This window comes from Streptomyces sp. W1SF4 (assembly GCF_003950035.1).
Classification (GTDB): Bacteria; Actinomycetota; Actinomycetes; order Streptomycetales; family Streptomycetaceae; genus Streptomyces; species Streptomyces racemochromogenes.
In genome coordinates, this window is record NZ_CP034350.1 from 1,684,770 (window position 1) to 1,700,264 (window position 15,495).

At 74.0% G+C, this 15,495-nt stretch carries 13 protein-coding genes; 2 read left to right on the forward strand and 11 right to left on the reverse strand.

Features of this window, described 5'->3' with window-relative positions; all coding sequences use genetic code 11:
- Positions 1-97: 97 nt before the first annotated feature.
- On the forward strand, positions 98-559 hold the full coding sequence (locus tag D1J60_RS07985; protein WP_125602661.1) for a MaoC family dehydratase: 462 nt from the start codon (positions 98-100) through the stop codon (positions 557-559).
- Here the strand turns inward: D1J60_RS07985 and D1J60_RS07990 are convergent.
- From D1J60_RS07990 to D1J60_RS08000, 3 genes are all read right to left on the reverse strand, one after another.
- Positions 550-1,194 carry a TetR/AcrR family transcriptional regulator gene (locus tag D1J60_RS07990; RefSeq protein ID WP_125602663.1) on the reverse strand — a complete coding sequence of 215 codons (645 nt, stop codon included), beginning with the start codon at positions 1,192-1,194 and terminating at the stop codon, positions 550-552. The genes D1J60_RS07985 and D1J60_RS07990 overlap by 10 nt on opposite strands.
- An 84-nt stretch (positions 1,195-1,278) precedes the next feature.
- Positions 1,279-1,566 (reverse strand): YiaA/YiaB family inner membrane protein, encoded by a 288-nt coding sequence (locus D1J60_RS07995; RefSeq protein ID WP_125602665.1) that lies wholly within the window; start codon positions 1,564-1,566, stop codon positions 1,279-1,281.
- Positions 1,567-1,640: 74 nt separating this feature from the next.
- On the reverse strand, positions 1,641-2,795 hold the full coding sequence (locus D1J60_RS08000; RefSeq protein WP_125820632.1) for an acyl-CoA dehydrogenase family protein: 1,155 nt from the start codon (positions 2,793-2,795) through the stop codon (positions 1,641-1,643).
- 89 nt (positions 2,796-2,884) lie between these two features.
- Here D1J60_RS08000 and D1J60_RS08005 point away from each other — a divergent pair, with 89 nt between their 5' ends.
- Entirely contained in the window at positions 2,885-3,571 is a 687-nt protein-coding gene (locus D1J60_RS08005) for a TetR/AcrR family transcriptional regulator (protein ID WP_125602669.1), read from the forward strand.
- Between the two features lie 34 nt (positions 3,572-3,605).
- Here the strand turns inward: D1J60_RS08005 and D1J60_RS08010 are convergent, their stop codons facing one another.
- From D1J60_RS08010 to D1J60_RS08045, 8 genes are all read right to left on the reverse strand, one after another.
- Positions 3,606-4,685 (reverse strand): Zn-dependent alcohol dehydrogenase, encoded by a 1,080-nt coding sequence (locus D1J60_RS08010; protein WP_125820633.1) that lies wholly within the window; start codon positions 4,683-4,685, stop codon positions 3,606-3,608.
- A 91-nt stretch (positions 4,686-4,776) separates the two neighbouring features.
- Positions 4,777-6,189, reverse strand: a complete 1,413-nt coding sequence (locus D1J60_RS08015; protein WP_125820634.1) for an aldehyde dehydrogenase family protein — start codon at positions 6,187-6,189, stop codon at positions 4,777-4,779.
- Between the two features lie 101 nt (positions 6,190-6,290).
- Positions 6,291-7,763, reverse strand: a complete 1,473-nt coding sequence (locus D1J60_RS08020; protein ID WP_125820635.1) for a citrate:proton symporter — start codon at positions 7,761-7,763, stop codon at positions 6,291-6,293.
- A gap of 73 nt (positions 7,764-7,836) precedes the next feature.
- Positions 7,837-10,071 carry a molybdopterin-dependent oxidoreductase gene (locus D1J60_RS08025; RefSeq protein WP_125820636.1) on the reverse strand — a complete coding sequence of 745 codons (2,235 nt, stop codon included), beginning with the start codon at positions 10,069-10,071 and terminating at the stop codon, positions 7,837-7,839.
- Between the two features lie 225 nt (positions 10,072-10,296).
- Positions 10,297-10,917 carry a TetR/AcrR family transcriptional regulator gene (locus tag D1J60_RS08030; protein ID WP_125823918.1) on the reverse strand — a complete coding sequence of 207 codons (621 nt, stop codon included), beginning with the start codon at positions 10,915-10,917 and terminating at the stop codon, positions 10,297-10,299.
- A 46-nt stretch (positions 10,918-10,963) separates the two neighbouring features.
- A complete protein-coding gene (locus tag D1J60_RS08035; RefSeq protein ID WP_125820637.1) occupies positions 10,964-12,286 on the reverse strand; it encodes a hypothetical protein in 1,323 nt (440 codons plus the stop codon).
- Complete coding sequence (locus tag D1J60_RS08040; protein WP_125823919.1) at positions 12,283-13,110, reverse strand: hypothetical protein; 828 nt, start codon at positions 13,108-13,110, stop codon at positions 12,283-12,285. Before D1J60_RS08040 ends, D1J60_RS08035 begins: the two co-directional genes overlap by 4 nt.
- Positions 13,111-13,246: 136 nt before the next feature.
- Positions 13,247-15,397 (reverse strand): right-handed parallel beta-helix repeat-containing protein, encoded by a 2,151-nt coding sequence (locus tag D1J60_RS08045; RefSeq protein ID WP_125820638.1) that lies wholly within the window; start codon positions 15,395-15,397, stop codon positions 13,247-13,249.
- Positions 15,398-15,495: the final 98 nt, after the last annotated feature.

The window sequence follows — 15,495 nt, forward strand, 5'->3', positions numbered from 1 at the left end:
CGTTGACAGACGTACCGGGACCCCAGCATGCTGAGCAAGCGCTTATTCGACTGAGGGGCCGGAAACGGCTGTGGGCAGCGGGAGACAGGGGCAGGGCATGGCCGGACCGAGGATCTTCACATCAGCCGAGGAGCTGCGCGCGGGGATCGGCGAGCCGCTCGGACCGAGCGGGTGGCTGGAGGTGGACCAGAAACGGATCGACCTCTTCGCGGATGCGACCGGCGACCACCAGTGGATCCACGTGGACCCGGAGCGCGCCGCCTCCGGCCCCTTCGGCTCCACCATCGCGCACGGCTATCTGACGCTGTCCCTGCTGCCGAGCCTGGTCCCGCAGATCATGCGGGTCGAGGGCATGCGGATGGGCATCAACTACGGCACGGACAAGGTGCGTTTCCCCGCGACGGTCCCGGTCGGCTCGCGGCTGCGCGCCACCGCCGTGATCACCTCGGTCACCGAGGCGGGCGGCGGCGTACAGGTCGCGGCGACGGTGACCGTGGAGCGCGAGGGCGGCGAGAAGCCGGTGTGCGTCGCGGAGTCGGTGTCCCGCTACTACTTCTGAGCCGCCGCGGCGGCCGGGCGCGCGCCCACCATGCGGAGCACGAGGTCGGCGTACAGCGCGCCGACCTCGTCGGGCGTGCGCTCTCCGGCGGTGCTGAACCAGCGGGCGACGTCGATGCACAGCGACAGCACGGCGAGCGTGGTCCCGGGGACGTCGGGAACGTCGAACTCCCCGGCCCGCACGCCGTCGGCGAGGATCCGGCGCACGGCGGCGTCGCTCAGCCGGCGCAGGGCGACGATCTCGGTGCGGTGCTCCGGGGCGAGCGCGTCGAGCTCGTACTGGACGACGCGCGCGGTGGTGTGGTGCGCGGCGTGCCAGCGCACGAAGGACCGCACGGCCGCGTCCAGCCGGTCGGCGGCGGCCCCCGGGCCGGAGGCGGCGGTCTCCAGGATCTCCAGCGCCTTGTCGTGGCCTATCCGGCTGATCCGGTGGAGCAGTTCTTCCTTGGTCTTGTAGTGGATGTAGAGCGCGGCCGGGCTCATGCCGGCGCGGCCGGCGATGTCGCGGGTGGTGGTCGCGTGGTACCCGCGCTCGGCGAAGGCGTCGACGGCCGCCACGAGCAGCCGCCGCGCGGCGTCGGGGGTGACCTCCGACCACGGCACGTAGCCGCCGCTCGTCTCCGCCGCGCTGTCCATCGCTCGCCCACCCTCTTCGTCCTGTAGGAAGGCACCAGCTTACCGGAGGGTGAGCAAGCGCTTAGGGGAGTCGGCGCCGCGGGGCTACTTCGGCGAGAAGGGGTCGTACTCCGCCATGATCTTCTCCATCCGTGCCTGGTCGACCCGGCTGACGATCTGCGTCGCCTCCTGCCGGTCGCGGACCACCTTGGCCAGGGTGAAGGCGGAGGTGGTCAGGTAGAGGACGGCGATCCCGAGGAAGGCCCGGACCCAGCCGTCGACGTCCATGGTGTAGATCCCCACGGCGACGGCGGCCAGGGCGATGCCGAAGGAGGCGACGGCCTGGCCGTAGTAGGCGCCCGTGTGCTGCTGCTTGACCGGTGTCTCGTTCATGGGCCCAGCATCGGGCGCCGTGACGCGGGCCACATCCGCGCGGGTACTCAGACGCGTACTCATGAGCACGGGTCTCAGAAGGCGGAGACCCCGGTACGGGCCCGGCCGATGAGCAGCTTCTGGATCTGGCTGGTGCCCTCGTAGAGGGTCATGACGCGGGCGTCGCGCAGCAGCTTGCCGGCCGGGTACTCGTCGACGTAGCCGTAGCCGCCGTGCACCTGGAGGGCGTTGCTCGCGGCGCGCACCGCGGCTTCCGAGGCGAAGAGCTTGGCGGTGGAGGACTCGGTGGCGAAGGGCTGCCCGCGGTCGATCAGGTCGGCGACCCGCCAGGTCAGCAGGCGGGCCGCGTCGACGTCGACCGAGATGTCGGCGATCAGCTCCTGCACCAGCTGGTGCTGGGCGATCGGCTTGCCGAACTGCTCGCGCCGGGCCGCGTACGAGACCGCCGCGTCCAACGCCGCCTGGGCGATGCCGACGCAGCCGGCGGCCACCGACATCCGGCCCTTGGCCAGCGCCGACATCGCCACGGAGAAGCCCTTCCCCTCGGGGCCGAGCATCGCGGAGGCGGGGACGCGGACCGCGTCCAGGGTGAGTTCGGCGGTGGCCTGGCCGCGCAGGCCGAGCTTGCCGTGCACCTCGCGACGGGTCAGGCCGGGGCTGCCGGCGGGGACCAGGAAGGCGGAGATCCCCCGGTGGCCGGGGATCGCCGGGTCGGTCCGGGCGAAGAGGAGGACCACGTCGGCCCAGGTGCCGTTGGTGATGAACATCTTGCTGCCGCTGACGACGTACGCGTCCCCCTCGCGCACCGCGCGGGTGGTGAGGGCGGCCGCGTCGGAGCCGGTGCCGGGCTCGGTCAGGCCGAAGCAACCGAGCGCCTCGCCGGAGCACAGGCGGGGCAGCCAGCTCCGCTTCTGCTCCTCGGTGCCCCAGGCGGCGACGGTCTTGGCGACCAGGCCGAGGGAGACGGAGACGATGCCGCGCACGGCGGAGTCCCCGCGGCCGAGTTCCTCGGTGACGAGGACGTAGGAGAGGTGGTCGCCGCCGGAGCCGCCGTACTCCTCGGGGACGGTGAGGCCGAGGAAGCCGAGGTCGCCCAGCTTCTTCACGAGGGAGCGGTCCACGCTCTCGGCGCGGTCCCACTCGGCGGCGTACGGGGCGATCTCGCGGTCGGTGAACGCGCGGGCCAGGCGGCGTACGGCCTCCTGCTCCTCGCTCAGCTCCAGGTTCACGGGGCCCTCCGGGGCGTGGTCCGGCCGCTCGCGGGGCTCTTAAACTAGCGGCGGTAGTTTATGGCGGGGCAGGGCCTACTATGTGGCGCATGGCCAGACCGCGCAAGCCCCTCCTCAGCAGAGACCGCATCGTCGAGGCGGCGGGCGCGCTCGTGGACGAGGAAGGCCTGGAGGCGGTCTCGACGCGGCGGCTGGCCGCCGCCCTCGGGGTGAGCGGGCCCTCGCTCTACAACCACTTCAGGACCAAGGACGCGATCCTGGAGGCCGTCGCGGACGCGGTGAGCGCGAAGGTCGACCTGTCGATGTTCGAGGGCGGGTCGGGCGGCGGGACCGGCGGCGGGTCGGGCGGCGGCAAGGACTGGCGGGGGGCTCTGTACGACTGGGCGCACTCGTACCGGGAAGCCCTGTCGGACCACCCGAACATCGTGCCCGTGCTGGCCCGCGGCCCGGGCCGGCGCCCAGCGGGGCTGCGGCTGGCCGACGCCGTGTTCGGGGCCATGACCGCGGCGGGATGGCCCCCGGCCCAGGCGACCCGGATCGGCGCGCTGATGCGGTACTTCATCCTGGGCTCGGCGGTGGCCTCGTTCGCCGGCGGCTTCGTGGATGACGAGACGGCGTACGACCCGGCGGACTACCCGCACCTGGGCCAGGCCCACCTGCTGGCGGAGCGGCGGCGGGAGGTGGACGAGGGCGCCTTCGAGACGGGCCTGACGGCCCTCCTGGACGGCCTGACCCTCCAGTACGAGGCCCTGCGGGCGGGCGCGCCCGGGGCGTAGGCCCCGGGGCGGCGCGCCCTCCTGCCCCCGGGTGTCAGAAGACCACCAGCGACCGGCCGCCCTTGCCCGCGACCATCGCGTCGAAGGCGGCCGGGATGCCGTCCAGGGTGATGCGGTCGGTGACCAGGGAGCCGAGGTCGAGGCGGCCGGCCCGGACGTGCTCGGCGATCACCGGGAGGTCGCGGGCCGGGTCGCTGTTGCCGTACACGCAGCCGCCGAGGGTGCGGGCGAAGTGGAAGATCTCCAGCGCGTGGAAGGCCACCTGCTGGTCCTTGCCCCCGATGCCGACGACCGTGGTGCGCCCGCCCCGGCGGGTGGACTCCCAGGCCGTGCGGATGGTCGCGGCGCGGCCCACGCACTCCACGGCCACGTCGGCGCCCTGCCCGCCGGTGAGCCCGCGGATCTGCTTGGCGGTGGTGTCGGAGGCGAGGACGAACTCGGTGGCCCCGGCGGCGCGGGCCAGCTCCTCCTTGGCCGGGGAGACGTCCACGGCCACGATCGGCCCGGCCCCGGCGATCCGGGCGGCCTGGAGCGCCGCGAGGCCGACCCCGCCGACGCCGAACACCGCGACCGACTCGCCCGGGCGGACCCGGGCGTTGTGGTGCACGGCGCCGTAGCCGGTCAGGACGGCGCAGCCGAGGAGGGCTGCCTCGGCCAGCGGGATCCCGGCGGGCGCGGGCAGCACGCAGTTCGCCGCGACGACGGTCTCCTCCGCGAAGGCGGCGACGTTGAGCCCGGGGTGCAGCTCGTTGCCGTCGGCGTCATGGGCGTGGACCGCGCCGACCCCGGTCAGAGCCTTGGCGCAGAGCCAGACCTCGCCGATCCGGCAGTGGTGGCACTCCCCGCAGGACGGCGCCCAGTTGAGCACCACGCCGTCGCCCGGGGAGACGTGGCTGACGCCCTCGCCGACGGCGAGGACCGTCCCCGCGCCCTCGTGGCCGAGGACGGCGGGGACGGGCACCCGCATGGTGCCGTCCGTGAGGGACAGGTCGGAGTGGCAGACCCCGGCGGCGGCGAGCCGCACCCGGACCTGCCCGGGTCCGGGCTCGGGCAGCACGATGTCCCGTATCTCCAGCGGGGCTCCGACGGCGGGCAGGATGGCGGCGCGGACCATGGTCGTCGTCTCCGTGTCTTCGGGGCTGCGTGGGCTGCGGATCTTCGGGAGCCGCAGGTCTTCGGCAGGGGCTGCGGCGGGGCTTCGGCGGTCAGAACTGCAGGGACTTGGTCTGGAGGTACTCCCCCAGGCCGTGCGCGCCCAGCTCGCGGCCGACGCCCGACTGCTTGTAGCCGCCGAAGGGTGCGAGCACGTTGAAGCGGCCGCCGTTGATGTCCACCTGGCCGGTGTCCATCCGGCGGGCGAACGCCACGGCCGTCTCCTCGTCCGCCGCCCACACCGCGCCGCCCAGGCCGTAGACGGTGCCGTTGGCGATGCGCAGGGCGTCGTCGTGGTCCTCGTAGGGGAGGATCGCCAGCACGGGGCCGAAGATCTCCTCCTGGGCGATGGTCATCTCGGGGGTGACGTCCGCAAAGACCGTCGGCGCGATGAAGTACCCGCGCTCGTGGGGCGCGTCGGGCCCGCCCGCGACGAGGCGCGCGCCCTCCGCGACGCCCTTGTGGATGTAGGAGCGCACGCGGTCGCGCTGGGTGGCGTTGACGACCGGCCCCAGGCGCGTGGCCCGGTCGCGGGGGTCGCCCGACGGGTAGCCGGCGACGGCGGTGGCCGCGAGGGCGACGGCCTCCTCGTGCTGGTCCCGGTGGACGAGCATGCGGGTGAGCGCGTTGCAGCTCTGGCCGGTGTTGTTCATGACGTGTCCGACGCCCGCCGCGACGGCCTTGGCCAGGTCGGCCCCGGGCAGGATGACGTTCGCCGACTTGCCGCCCAGTTCGAGGGCGACGCGCTTGACGGCGGCGCCGGCGATGGCGCCGATCTTCCTGCCGACGGCGGTCGAGCCGGTGAAGGAGACGAGGTCGACCCCCTCGTGCTCGGCCAGCGCCTGGCCGGCGACCGGGCCGGTACCGGTCACCAGGTTGAAGACTCCGGCCGGGACGCCCGCCTCGTGCACGGCTTCGGCGAAGAGCTGTGCGGTCAGCGGGGTGTCCTCGGCCGGCTTGAGGACGACGGTGCAGCCGGCGGCGAGAGCGGGTGCCACCTTGGCAACGACCTGGTGCAGGGGATAGTTCCAGGGCGTGATGGCCCCGACCACGCCGACCGGCTCCATGAAGACGGTGGAGTTCCCGACCCGCTCCTCGAAGGCGTAGGAGCCCGCGAGTTCGGCGTACGAGGAGGCCACCGCGATCGGGGCGCCCACGTGCACCGCCTCCGCGAAGCCGAGCGGGGAGCCCAGCTCGGCGGTGATGGTCTCGGTGAACTCGCCCTTGCGGGCCACGAGCACGTCGCGCAGGGCCGCGATGAGCGCGGCGCGTTCGGCGGGAGCCGTGGCCGCCCAGCCGGGAAAGGCCGCGCGGGCCGCGCGTACCGCCGCGTCCACGTCCTCGGCCGACCCGGCCGGAACGGCGCCGATGACCTGCTCGTCGGCCGGGTTGACCACCTCGATCCGGCCCGTTCCGGCGGCGGGCCGCCATTCCCCGCCGATGTACATCCCGTCGTGGGCCTTCATGGCATTCCTCCCGAGCACCTACGAGCGCGTGGACCTGACCTCGCCGACAACACCCTACAAACTAGCGCCGGTAGTTTTCTGCCCGCCAGGGGGCCGGGGGCTCAGATGATGCCGAAAACCATCCCCGCGGCCAGGACCACGACGGAGGTGAGGGCCGCCCATTTCACGGTGAAGCGGGTGTGGTCGCCGAATTCGACCCTGGCCATGCCGACGAGGACGTAGACGGCCGGAACCAGCGGGCTGGACATGTGCAGGGCCTGCCCGACGAGGGAGGCGCGGGCGATCTCCAGCGGGGAGACGCCGTGCGCGGCGCCCGCTTCGGCCAGTACCGGCAGGACACCGAAGTAGAAGCCGTCGTTCGACATGAAGTAGGTGAGGGGCAGGCTCAGCAGGCCGGTGACCAGGGCCATGTGCGGGCCCATCCCCTCGGGGATGGCGCCGACGAGCCAGTCGGCCATGTGCTTGACCATGCCGGTGCCGGTGAGGACGCCGGTGAAGACGGCGGCGGCGAAGACCATGCCGGCGACGTTGAGGACGTTGTCCGCGTGGGCGGCGATCCGGGCCTTCTGGTCCGGCATGTGGGGGAAGTTCACGGTGAGGGCGAGGGCCGCGCCGAGCAGGAACAGCACGGGGATGGGCAGCAGCTCCATGATCATCGCGGCGAGCAGGGCGACGGTGAGGCCCGCGTTGAACCAGTAGAGGTGCGGACGCAGCGTCGCGCGCCGGGGGTCCAGCCCCTGGAAGCCGTCACCGTCGGCCGGAACGCCATCGGCCGGCGCGGCATCCGAGGCCCCGGCGGCGGGGGGTCCGGCGGGGGCTTCCGCGACGGGGGCGCCGGCGGCGGGGGCTTCCGCGGCGGGGGCGGAGCCGGCGGTACGGGTGTCACGGGCGGTCTCCCCGGCGCCGGGACCGGCGGCCACCAGGGACTCCTCCGCGGTCTCCGCGCCGGGCATCACGAGGGAGCCGACCCGGCGGCGCTCCCGGACGCCGAGGACGTAGGCCAGGGCGAAGACGAACAGCAGGCCGACCGCGAGGGCCGGGATCATCGGGACGAAGATGTCCGCGGCGTCGAGCTTGAGGGCCGTGGCCGCACGGGCCGTGGGGCCGCCCCAGGGCAGGGTGTTCATCACGCCGTTGGCGGTCGCGGCGACACCGGTCATGACCACGAGGCTCAGCCCGAGCCGCTTGTACAGCGGGTACATGGCCGAGACCGTGATCATGAACGTGGTCGACCCGTCCCCGTCGAGCGAGACGATCGCGGCGAGGACGGCCGTGCCGACCACCACCCGCACGGGATCCGCCTTGCAGAAGCGCAGGATGCCCCGGACGATCGGGTCGAAGAGGCCGACGTCGATCATCACGCCGAAGTAGACGATGGCGAACATCAGCATGGCGGCGGTCGGGGCGAGCTTGCCGACGCCGTCGATGACGTAGTCCCCCAGGTGCGCGCCCTTTCCGGCGAACACGCAGAAGAGCGCGGGGATGAGGACGAGCGCCGCGATGGGCGACATTTTCTTCAGCATGATCAGGACCAGGAAGGTCGCGATCATGGCGAAGCCGAGGAAGGTCAGCATGCAGGGAAGGTAGGTGCCGCCTCCTTGGGCCAACAAGACGTCCACGCGTGAGCAATACGAGCAAAACCCCAGCTCAGGGCAGGGGTGTCAGGGTGACGGGGAAGCCGTTGAGCACCGCCGTGCCCGACAGCGGATCGAGGCGGGTGCCGTCGAGCAGCTGGTTGACGTTGACCCCCGGGTCGGCTCCGGCCACCGAGAGCCGGGTGCCGTCACGGTCGTGGCCCCAGCCGTGCGGGAGGCTGACCACCCCCGTGCGGACGGCGTCGGTGACCTCCACCGGCGCCTCCAGGCTGCCCCCGTCGGCGGTGATCCGGGCGCGGCCGCCGTCGGCCAGGCCGAGCCGGTCCGCGTCGGCGGGGTGGACCTGGAGGGTGCACCGGTTGGAACCTCCGGTGAGGGCCGGGACGTTGTGCAGCCAGCTGTTGTTGGAGCGCAGGTGGCGGCGGCCCACGAGCACCAGGGCGGCGGGGCGGGCGGCGAGCGCCGCGCGCAGCCCGGGGAGCTCGGCCGCGATCGGCTCGGGGAGCAGCTCGATCCTGCCGCTGCGGGTCCGGAGCAGGCCCGGCAGCCGGGGCCGCAGCGGGCCCAGGTCGATGCCGTGCGGGTGGGCGAGGAGCCGCTGCAGGCTGAGCCCGTCCGGGTGGTCGGCGGCGCCGAACAGGTCTCCGTACGGGCCCAGCCGCAGCATCAGGTCGAGCCTGCGCTCCGGGCCGGACTCGCCGGTGAGGAGACCGGCCAGGGCGGCCGGGTCCGCTCCGTGGAGCGGGGAGCGGGGGTCGGCGGTCTCCTTGGCGAGGGCGGCCCGGATCGCCGTGTCGTCGACGGCGGACGGCTGGGCGGTGCCGTGCGCGCCGGAGACGGCCAGGACGAGTCGCGCGTGGATCTCGCACTCGTCGAGCCGGTCCGCTTCGAGGGGGACGGCGGGCCGGGTGTAGCGGACCTGGTTGCGGACGGCGAACCCGTTGAAGGCGAAGTCGTGGTGGGCGCTCTGCGAGGGCGGCGGCGGGGGCAGGACGACGTGGGCGTGGCGCGAGGTCTCGTTGAGGTACGGGTCGACGCTGACCATGAAGTCGAGCCCGGCGAGGGCCGCGTCGAGCCGCCGCCCGTCGGGGGCGGACAGCACGGGGTTGGCCGCGATGGCGATCAGGGCGCGGATGCGCCCCTCCCCCGGGGTCTCGATCTCCTCGGCCAGGGCGGCGGTGGGCAGTTCGCTCTTGACCTCGGGGTGTCCGCTGACCCGGCTGTGCCAGCGGCCGAGGGCGAACCCCCTGCCGGGCCCGGCGGGCCGGGGGCGCGGACCGGCCGCCGGGAGCGGGAAGAGGGCTCCGCCGGGGCGGTCGAGGTTGCCCGTGAGGATGTTCAGTACGTCCACCAGCCAGCTCGCGAGCGTCCCGTGCTCGACGGTGCAGCTGCCGATCCGCCCGTAGACGGCGGCGGTCGGTGCGGCCGCCAGCTCCCGGGCGAGGGCGCGGATCCGGTCGGCCGGCAGGTCGCAGGCGGGGGCGACCGCCTCAGGAGTGAAACTCCCCAGGGCTTCGGCGAGTTCCCGGAGTCCCTCGGTGTGTTCCGTGAGCGCTCCGGGGTCGGCGAGCTTCTCGGCGAGGAGGGTGTGGGCGAGCGCGGCGAGCAGCAGGGCGTCGCTGCCGGGGCGCGGCGCGAGGTGCGTGTCGGCGAGCTTGGCGGTGCGCGTGCGGCGCGGGTCGACGACGACGAGCGTGCCGCCGCGGGCCCGGAGCGCCTTGAGCTTGCCGGGGAAGTCGGGGGCGGTGCACAGGGAGCCGTTGGATTCGACCGGGTTGGCGCCGATGAGCAGGAGGAAGTCGGTGTGGTCGAGGTCGGGCACGGGGATGGCGAGGGGGTCGCCGAAGAGGAGCCCGCTGGAGACGTGCTTGGGCATCTGGTCGAGGGTGCTGGCGGTGAAGAGGTTGCGGGTGCCGAGGGTGTTGACGAGGAGCGGCGGGTAGAGGGCGCCGGCCATGGTGTGGACGTTGGGGTTGCCGAGCACGACGCCGACGGACTGGGGGCCGTGGTCGCGGACGAGGGCGGGGACGGCGACGGCGACGGCGTCGTAGGCCTCGTCCCAGGTGGCCTCGCGAAGCCGTCCGGCGCGGCGGACGAGGGGGGTGCGGAGCCGGTCGGGGTCGGCGTCGAGGGCGCCGAAGGCGGCCCCCTTGGGGCAGATGAAGCCGCGGCTGAAGACGTCGTCGCGGTCACCTCGGGCTCCGGTGACGGTCGTGCCCTCGATGGTGAGGGTGAGGCCGCAGGTGGCCTCGCAGAGGGGGCAGATGCGCGGGGCGGTGCGGGGCATGGGGCCCTCCTGGGGGCGGCAGGCTGCGGCGCGGGGCACGGCGGGGCCCGAGCATACCGACCGGTAGGCACGGCGGGGAGGGGGTTGCGGCACCCGGTTGCGCCCGGGCGGGATCCGGCCCGGGCGGGATCCGGCCCGGGCGGGATCCGGCCCGGGCGGGATCCGGCCCGGGCGGGATCCGGCGGGGCGGACCACGGGGAAGCCGGAGGGACCCGGTCCCGCGGGTCAGTCCAGGACGCGGGCCAGGTAGGCGTGCATCATCGCCCGGGTCTCGGCGACGATGCCGGGGTCGCCGGCCGGGTCGGCACGGAAGGCCAGCTGGACCAGCGCGTCGGTCGCCTCGACGGCGACGAGGACCGCCCGGGACAGTCCGGGGTCCGGGGTGAGACCGAGGTGGGCGCACAGCAGCCCGGTCAGGCGTGCGGCGACCAGGTGGTTGGGGTCGGAGGCGGGGCCTTCGGAGGGCGGGGCGGGCACCCCGAAGTCCACGAGGGCGAAGCCGGGGACGCTGCGCTTCATGGCCAGGTACTCGTCCAGCACGGCGTCCACGACGGGCCGCCAGTGCGTGCCCGGCAGCAGGGCGAGCCGCCGCTCGATGCCCTCGGCGTACTGCTCCAGGTTGCGCTGGGCGAGGGCGACGGCCATGGCGCGCTTGTTCCCGAAGAAGCGGTAGACCGAGCCGATGGGCACGCCGGCCCGCAGGGCGACGGCGCGGGTGCTGAGGTTTTCGTAACCGCTCTCGTCGAGGAGTTCGGCGCAGGCGTCGAGGATCCGGGCGAGGCGGTCGGCGCTGCGCTGCTGGACCGGGGTCCTGCGCAGGGGGTGGGCGGGAGGCACGGGGTCCATCATGCCGCTCCTGGCTCCTGGGTCCAGTGGCGCGGGTGCCCGCTCCTCAGTTCAGGAGCAGGGTCAGCCCGCCGATCGTGTACGTGATCATCAGCGCGAGCAGCGGCAGTTGGCCCGCCACCGCCTTCGCCGGGGGGAAGAGGCGTACGGAACGGTCGTGCGCGGCGATCACACCGAGTACGTGGCCGGCCACGACGGCGATCACCTGGAGGGCGGCGAGAGCCCCCGGACCCAAGGGGGGACTGGGATCGGGGGCGTTGTCAGTGCCGAGTGCCATGCTTACCGTACGTGGTCCTTCGGTGACGAGGAGGGAGAAGTAATGGGCGGTGAGATAGCCGAGGGCGATCGGCACGAGTGAGTGCGCGAAGGCGGTCAGCGGCCGGGGGTGCGGGCCGCTGACGAGGCGGGTGGCCGCCGCGCACAGGCAGTACAGGGTGGCGACGAGGGCGACGGAGGCGAGCAGTCCGAGCGTGGCCGTGGGGGTGCGGCCGAGGGGGGAGGTCTGAAGGGTGTTGATCCAGGCGGGGTTGTCGCAGTAGCCGTCGTAGGCGGTGGAGCCGAGCAGGACGCAGACGGTGGCGAGGAGTCCGGGCCGCTCGGGCGTCGCGTCGAGTCCGTGGAAGGGGTTGCGCAGGACCAGGCGGCCGTCGCCGCGGCGGCCGAGGGGGGAGAGCCTGGCCAGGAGGTCGGAGTAGACCTCGAAGGCGTCGGCTCCGGCGAACCAGCTCTCGCCGAAGCGGGCGGCGAGCAGCAGGTGGCCGGCGGTGTAGGCGGTGAGGGCACACAGGAGGGTGGTGGTCGATGCGGGATCGGGAGCGACGAGTTCGAGCCAGGTGAAGCCGAACAGTCCGGCGGCGGCGGGCCATTGGCCGGCCCGGGGCGGCAGGGGGCGGCCGGCCCCGGGCGGGCGGTGGCGGGCCCGGGCGAGGAGGCGGTGCAGGGTGCGCAGCGGGTTGAGGAGGCGCCAGACGGGGCCGAGGAGGAGGGAGGCGGGCACGATCCCGACCCACAGCAGGACGTAGACGGCGCCGGGAGCGGGGTTGCGGCCGGGGTCGTCGGGACCGAGGAGGAGGTGGAGGAGCACGGTGAGGGCCGCGGCGAGGCCCAGTCCGCGCAGGGTGGTGCGGGTGGCCGGCGCGTCGGCCGCCCGTTGGAGCCCGGCGGGCAGGGCGAGGCCGGAGCGGTCGCCGCGGAAGCGGGAGGCGGACCAGAGGAGGCCGAGTGCGAGGAAGGAGACGAAGAGAGCGGTGAAGGCGCCGGCGAAGGCGTAGAAGGGGGAGACCGGCAGGTCGTGCTGGGAGCCGATGCCGTGCGCGAGCAGGCCCGATGGGCGGGGCGGGAGAAGGACCACGGGTTCCGTCGGGCTCATCGGACGAGGAGCTGGGTCAGGACGAGCCGGGACTCGTGGGTCTCGACCTCGAAGAGGCCCGTGCGGTCGGCCGTCAGGACCAGGGTGGCCTCCTGGCCGGCGGGCAGGGCGAGTTCCTCGTCGTAGCCGTGGACGTGCAGGGTGTCGGCGCGGTCGCTGGTGACGCGCAGGGCCAGGCGCTCGCCGCGCCTCAGTTCGGTGCGGCCGGTGGTCGGCACCACCTTTCCGTCCTGGACGGCGAGGGTGACGGTCCGGTCGGCCGGCGGGGCGGGCGGGGCCGTCCGTGTCGCCGGGGAACCGGTCGGGGCGGGTGCGGGGTGGCTGTGGGTTCCCTGGCCCGGGGGGCCCGCGGTCAGCTCGACGGCCGCTTCGACCGGCTTGCCGGCGACGGCCCAGGCGGTGTGGTCGTCGGCGTACAGGCGGACGGTCAGGGTGTGCACGCCCTCGGGAACCTGTGCCGCGGGCAGGTGGAACCAGGGGCCGTACACCCGGGCCAGCTTGCGGCCGTCGAGCTCCAGGTGGGCGTGGCCGGTGCCGGTCAGCGCCGCGCCGCCGACGCTGTCGGGGGTGAAGCGGAAGCCGGTCACGGCCAGTTGGAGGTTCCAGCCGTCCTCGGGGTCGGGGCGGGCGGTGAGCTTCACCTGGGGTGCGCCCTGGGCCGGGACCTCGCGCAGGCGGTGGCCACCGGCGTCCTGGGCGTCGAGCAGGGTGCCGGCGCCGCCGGTGGCCTGTTCGTGGGTGGTGCCGGGTTTGTGGTGGGTGGTGGCCCGGCCGCCGCAGGCCGTGGCCGCGCCGCCCGCGAGCAGCAGGAGCAGGGCCACCAGCGCCGCCGTGCGGGCGGAGCGGCGGTGGGGGCGGGTCCGGGCCCCGGGGGTCCGGCACGCGTCGCACCGGACGCGGGTCTGTGCGGGCACGTTCACGGCGGGCACGTTCACTGCGGGCCTCCGGGGCGGGGCGGGGTCAGGGGGTGGTGCCGTCGGGGCGGGGGGCCGGGGGGTCGGCGGTGGCGCTCGGGGCGGGGGCCGGGCCCGCCGGGACGGGGGTGCGGTCGCCGGCGCCGTCGTCGCCCGGGCCGGCGGGCCGGGCGGGGGCGGCCGGGCCGGGGCGGGCCGAGGCGACGACCGCCCACAGCACCCACACCACCGCGACCAGGGCCCGCACCCAGGCGGGGCTGAGCGGGATCCACGGGATCATCAGCACCGCCTTGTCGAAGGCGTCCAGCAGGGTCAGGGCGCCCAGGAGCAGGGTGAGGCGGGCCAGCCAGGGGCGTCCGCGGCGCAGGGCCAGGCCTGCGCCGGTCCACCACAGGCCGAGCAGGAGCAGGGCCAGTGCCGGGACGGGGGTGCCGGTCAGGGGCGTCGTGGAGCCGGCCACGTCCAGGGCCAGCCCGGCCAGGCCGGACAGGGAGGCCGCGGTGCCCAGCCGGGAGCCGCGCAGGCGCCGCCACCACAGGGTGCCGCCGACCAGCAGCAGTACCGCCGCGACCGCCAGCGCGATCTGCGTCTCCACGCGCTCCAGGCCCCGGGCGCCGTACCAGTCGCAGCCCGCCGGGAGCTTGCGGGCCTGGACGTTGTAGTCGGCGCAGACCATCAGCTGGGTCAGCTTCACCGGTTCGCCCACCAGCCGGGCCGAGGAGCCGCTGACCTGTCCGCGTTCCTTCCCGCACCGCGGGAGCGTGCCCGGGGTGGAGCCGTCGGGGCCGTCCTGCCAGCAGTTCCCGCGGCCCTGGCCGTCCCACCACACGTCGGTGCCGTTCGGGCGGGAGGCGCCGGACCGGTCCTTGCCGAGCACGTTGCCCGCGTACCGGTTGTGGTGGGAGGTGTCGGTCTGCTTGGACCACTTCTCCTCGCCCCGGATGAAGGCGGGGACGGCGCTGAGGAAGAAGCCGGCGCGCCGGTGGCCGTACACCCAGTTGCCCTCGTAGAGGTTCCAGTTGCCGCCGGCGGTGATGATGCCGGTGCCGGGCGGCATGGAGATCTGCGGGCAGACCACCCCCTGCTCGTAGCCGCGTTCGGCGGGCGGCTTGGCGCAGGTGCCGTCGGCGACGTAGGGGTAGTAGTCGGCGTTGTTGTCGTGGATGAGGTTGCGTTCGAAGCGGGCGTGGTTCTGCGGGAGTCCGGGGTGTCCGGGGAAGGCGCTGTCCATGGAGGCGCCGCCCATGTTCTGGTCGAACTCGTTGTCGTGGACCCACACGGAGTCCCCGGCGGTGCCGGAGTAGCCGACCATGTTGTGGTGGCTGCGGCAGCCGGTGATCTCGATGGAGTAGCGGGGCACGTCGTAGCCGCGGCCGTCGTTGATGTCGGAGGCGCTGCCGGGGTAGATCCCGGAGTCGCCGTTGCCGTAGGACTCGCAGTTCTTGTAGAGGCCGTGGTCGCTGGCGAAGGTCAGGAAGCCGTACTCGTCGTTCCAGCGGGTCAGGACGTCGTCGATGACGAAGCCGTCGCCGGCGAGCACGTACAGCGAGTTGAAGGTGGTGCGCTGCGCGGTGAAGTTCCGGAAGTAGATGCCGTTGGACCGGTCGGCGCGGATGGCGTTCAGCTTCTGGTACCGGGCGTCGACGACCACGTCCGTGCGGGCCGCGCCGGTGCCCTCGATCTGCAGGTTCGTCTTGCCGAGGATGGCCACGAGGTTCTGGTTGTGGCGGCACTTCTCCTGCTGCTCGTAGGACAGGATCTGGTAGCCCAGTGAGGAGTTGGGGGCCTTGAGGTTCGCGCACTCGCCCGTGGGTGCGGGCAGGGAGGGCTCCTCCTCGTAGAGGCCGGGCAGGATCGCGATGTTCATCCCCGGCCGGTCGACGGCGTCCACGGCCTGCTGGAGGTGGCGGTAGCCGCTCTTCTCGCAGCGCTCGTAGAGGTCGAGGTTGCGCTGCCGCAGCTGCGGCGGGAAGGCGGCCACGCGGCGTTCGAAGTCGGGCCGGTCGGTCTTGCAGACCAGCAGGTCGGGCTCGGCCGCCGCCCGGTAGACGGGGACGGATCCGCTGCCGTCGGGGAGGGCGACGGGGCGCTCCTCGTGCGCGCGGGCGGCGGGCGCGGCCACGAGGAGGGACAGGAGGGCGAGGAGGGCGGCGAGGAGCGCCGCCGGCACGGCAGGGAACCTGCGGGTCCACGACATGCGCGAGAGAGTAGAGCAATGTTCATCTTTTGGGATCCCCCCGCGCGAAATCCCTCCGGCGGCGACCGGATCGTGGCCGATCGCCGCAAGACGGCGTT

What these genes read in the sequence shown, in the direction of transcription:
- D1J60_RS08035 (WP_125820637.1), bottom strand. Translation starts at nt 12,286, where the DNA reads ATGAGCCCGACGGAACCCGTGGTCCTTCTCCCGCCCCGCCCATCGGGC.
- D1J60_RS07995 (WP_125602665.1), bottom strand. Translation starts at nt 1,566, where the DNA reads ATGAACGAGACACCGGTCAAGCAGCAGCACACGGGCGCCTACTACGGC.
- D1J60_RS08045 (WP_125820638.1), bottom strand. Translation starts at nt 15,397, where the DNA reads ATGTCGTGGACCCGCAGGTTCCCTGCCGTGCCGGCGGCGCTCCTCGCC.
- D1J60_RS07985 (WP_125602661.1), top strand. Translation starts at nt 98, where the DNA reads ATGGCCGGACCGAGGATCTTCACATCAGCCGAGGAGCTGCGCGCGGGG.
- D1J60_RS08005 (WP_125602669.1), top strand. Translation starts at nt 2,885, where the DNA reads ATGGCCAGACCGCGCAAGCCCCTCCTCAGCAGAGACCGCATCGTCGAG.
- D1J60_RS08030 (WP_125823918.1), bottom strand. Translation starts at nt 10,917, where the DNA reads ATGGACCCCGTGCCTCCCGCCCACCCCCTGCGCAGGACCCCGGTCCAG.
- D1J60_RS07990 (WP_125602663.1), bottom strand. Translation starts at nt 1,194, where the DNA reads ATGGACAGCGCGGCGGAGACGAGCGGCGGCTACGTGCCGTGGTCGGAG.
- D1J60_RS08010 (WP_125820633.1), bottom strand. Translation starts at nt 4,685, where the DNA reads ATGGTCCGCGCCGCCATCCTGCCCGCCGTCGGAGCCCCGCTGGAGATA.
- D1J60_RS08020 (WP_125820635.1), bottom strand. Translation starts at nt 7,763, where the DNA reads ATGCTGACCTTCCTCGGCTTCGCCATGATCGCGACCTTCCTGGTCCTG.
- D1J60_RS08015 (WP_125820634.1), bottom strand. Translation starts at nt 6,189, where the DNA reads ATGAAGGCCCACGACGGGATGTACATCGGCGGGGAATGGCGGCCCGCC.
- D1J60_RS08025 (WP_125820636.1), bottom strand. Translation starts at nt 10,071, where the DNA reads ATGCCCCGCACCGCCCCGCGCATCTGCCCCCTCTGCGAGGCCACCTGC.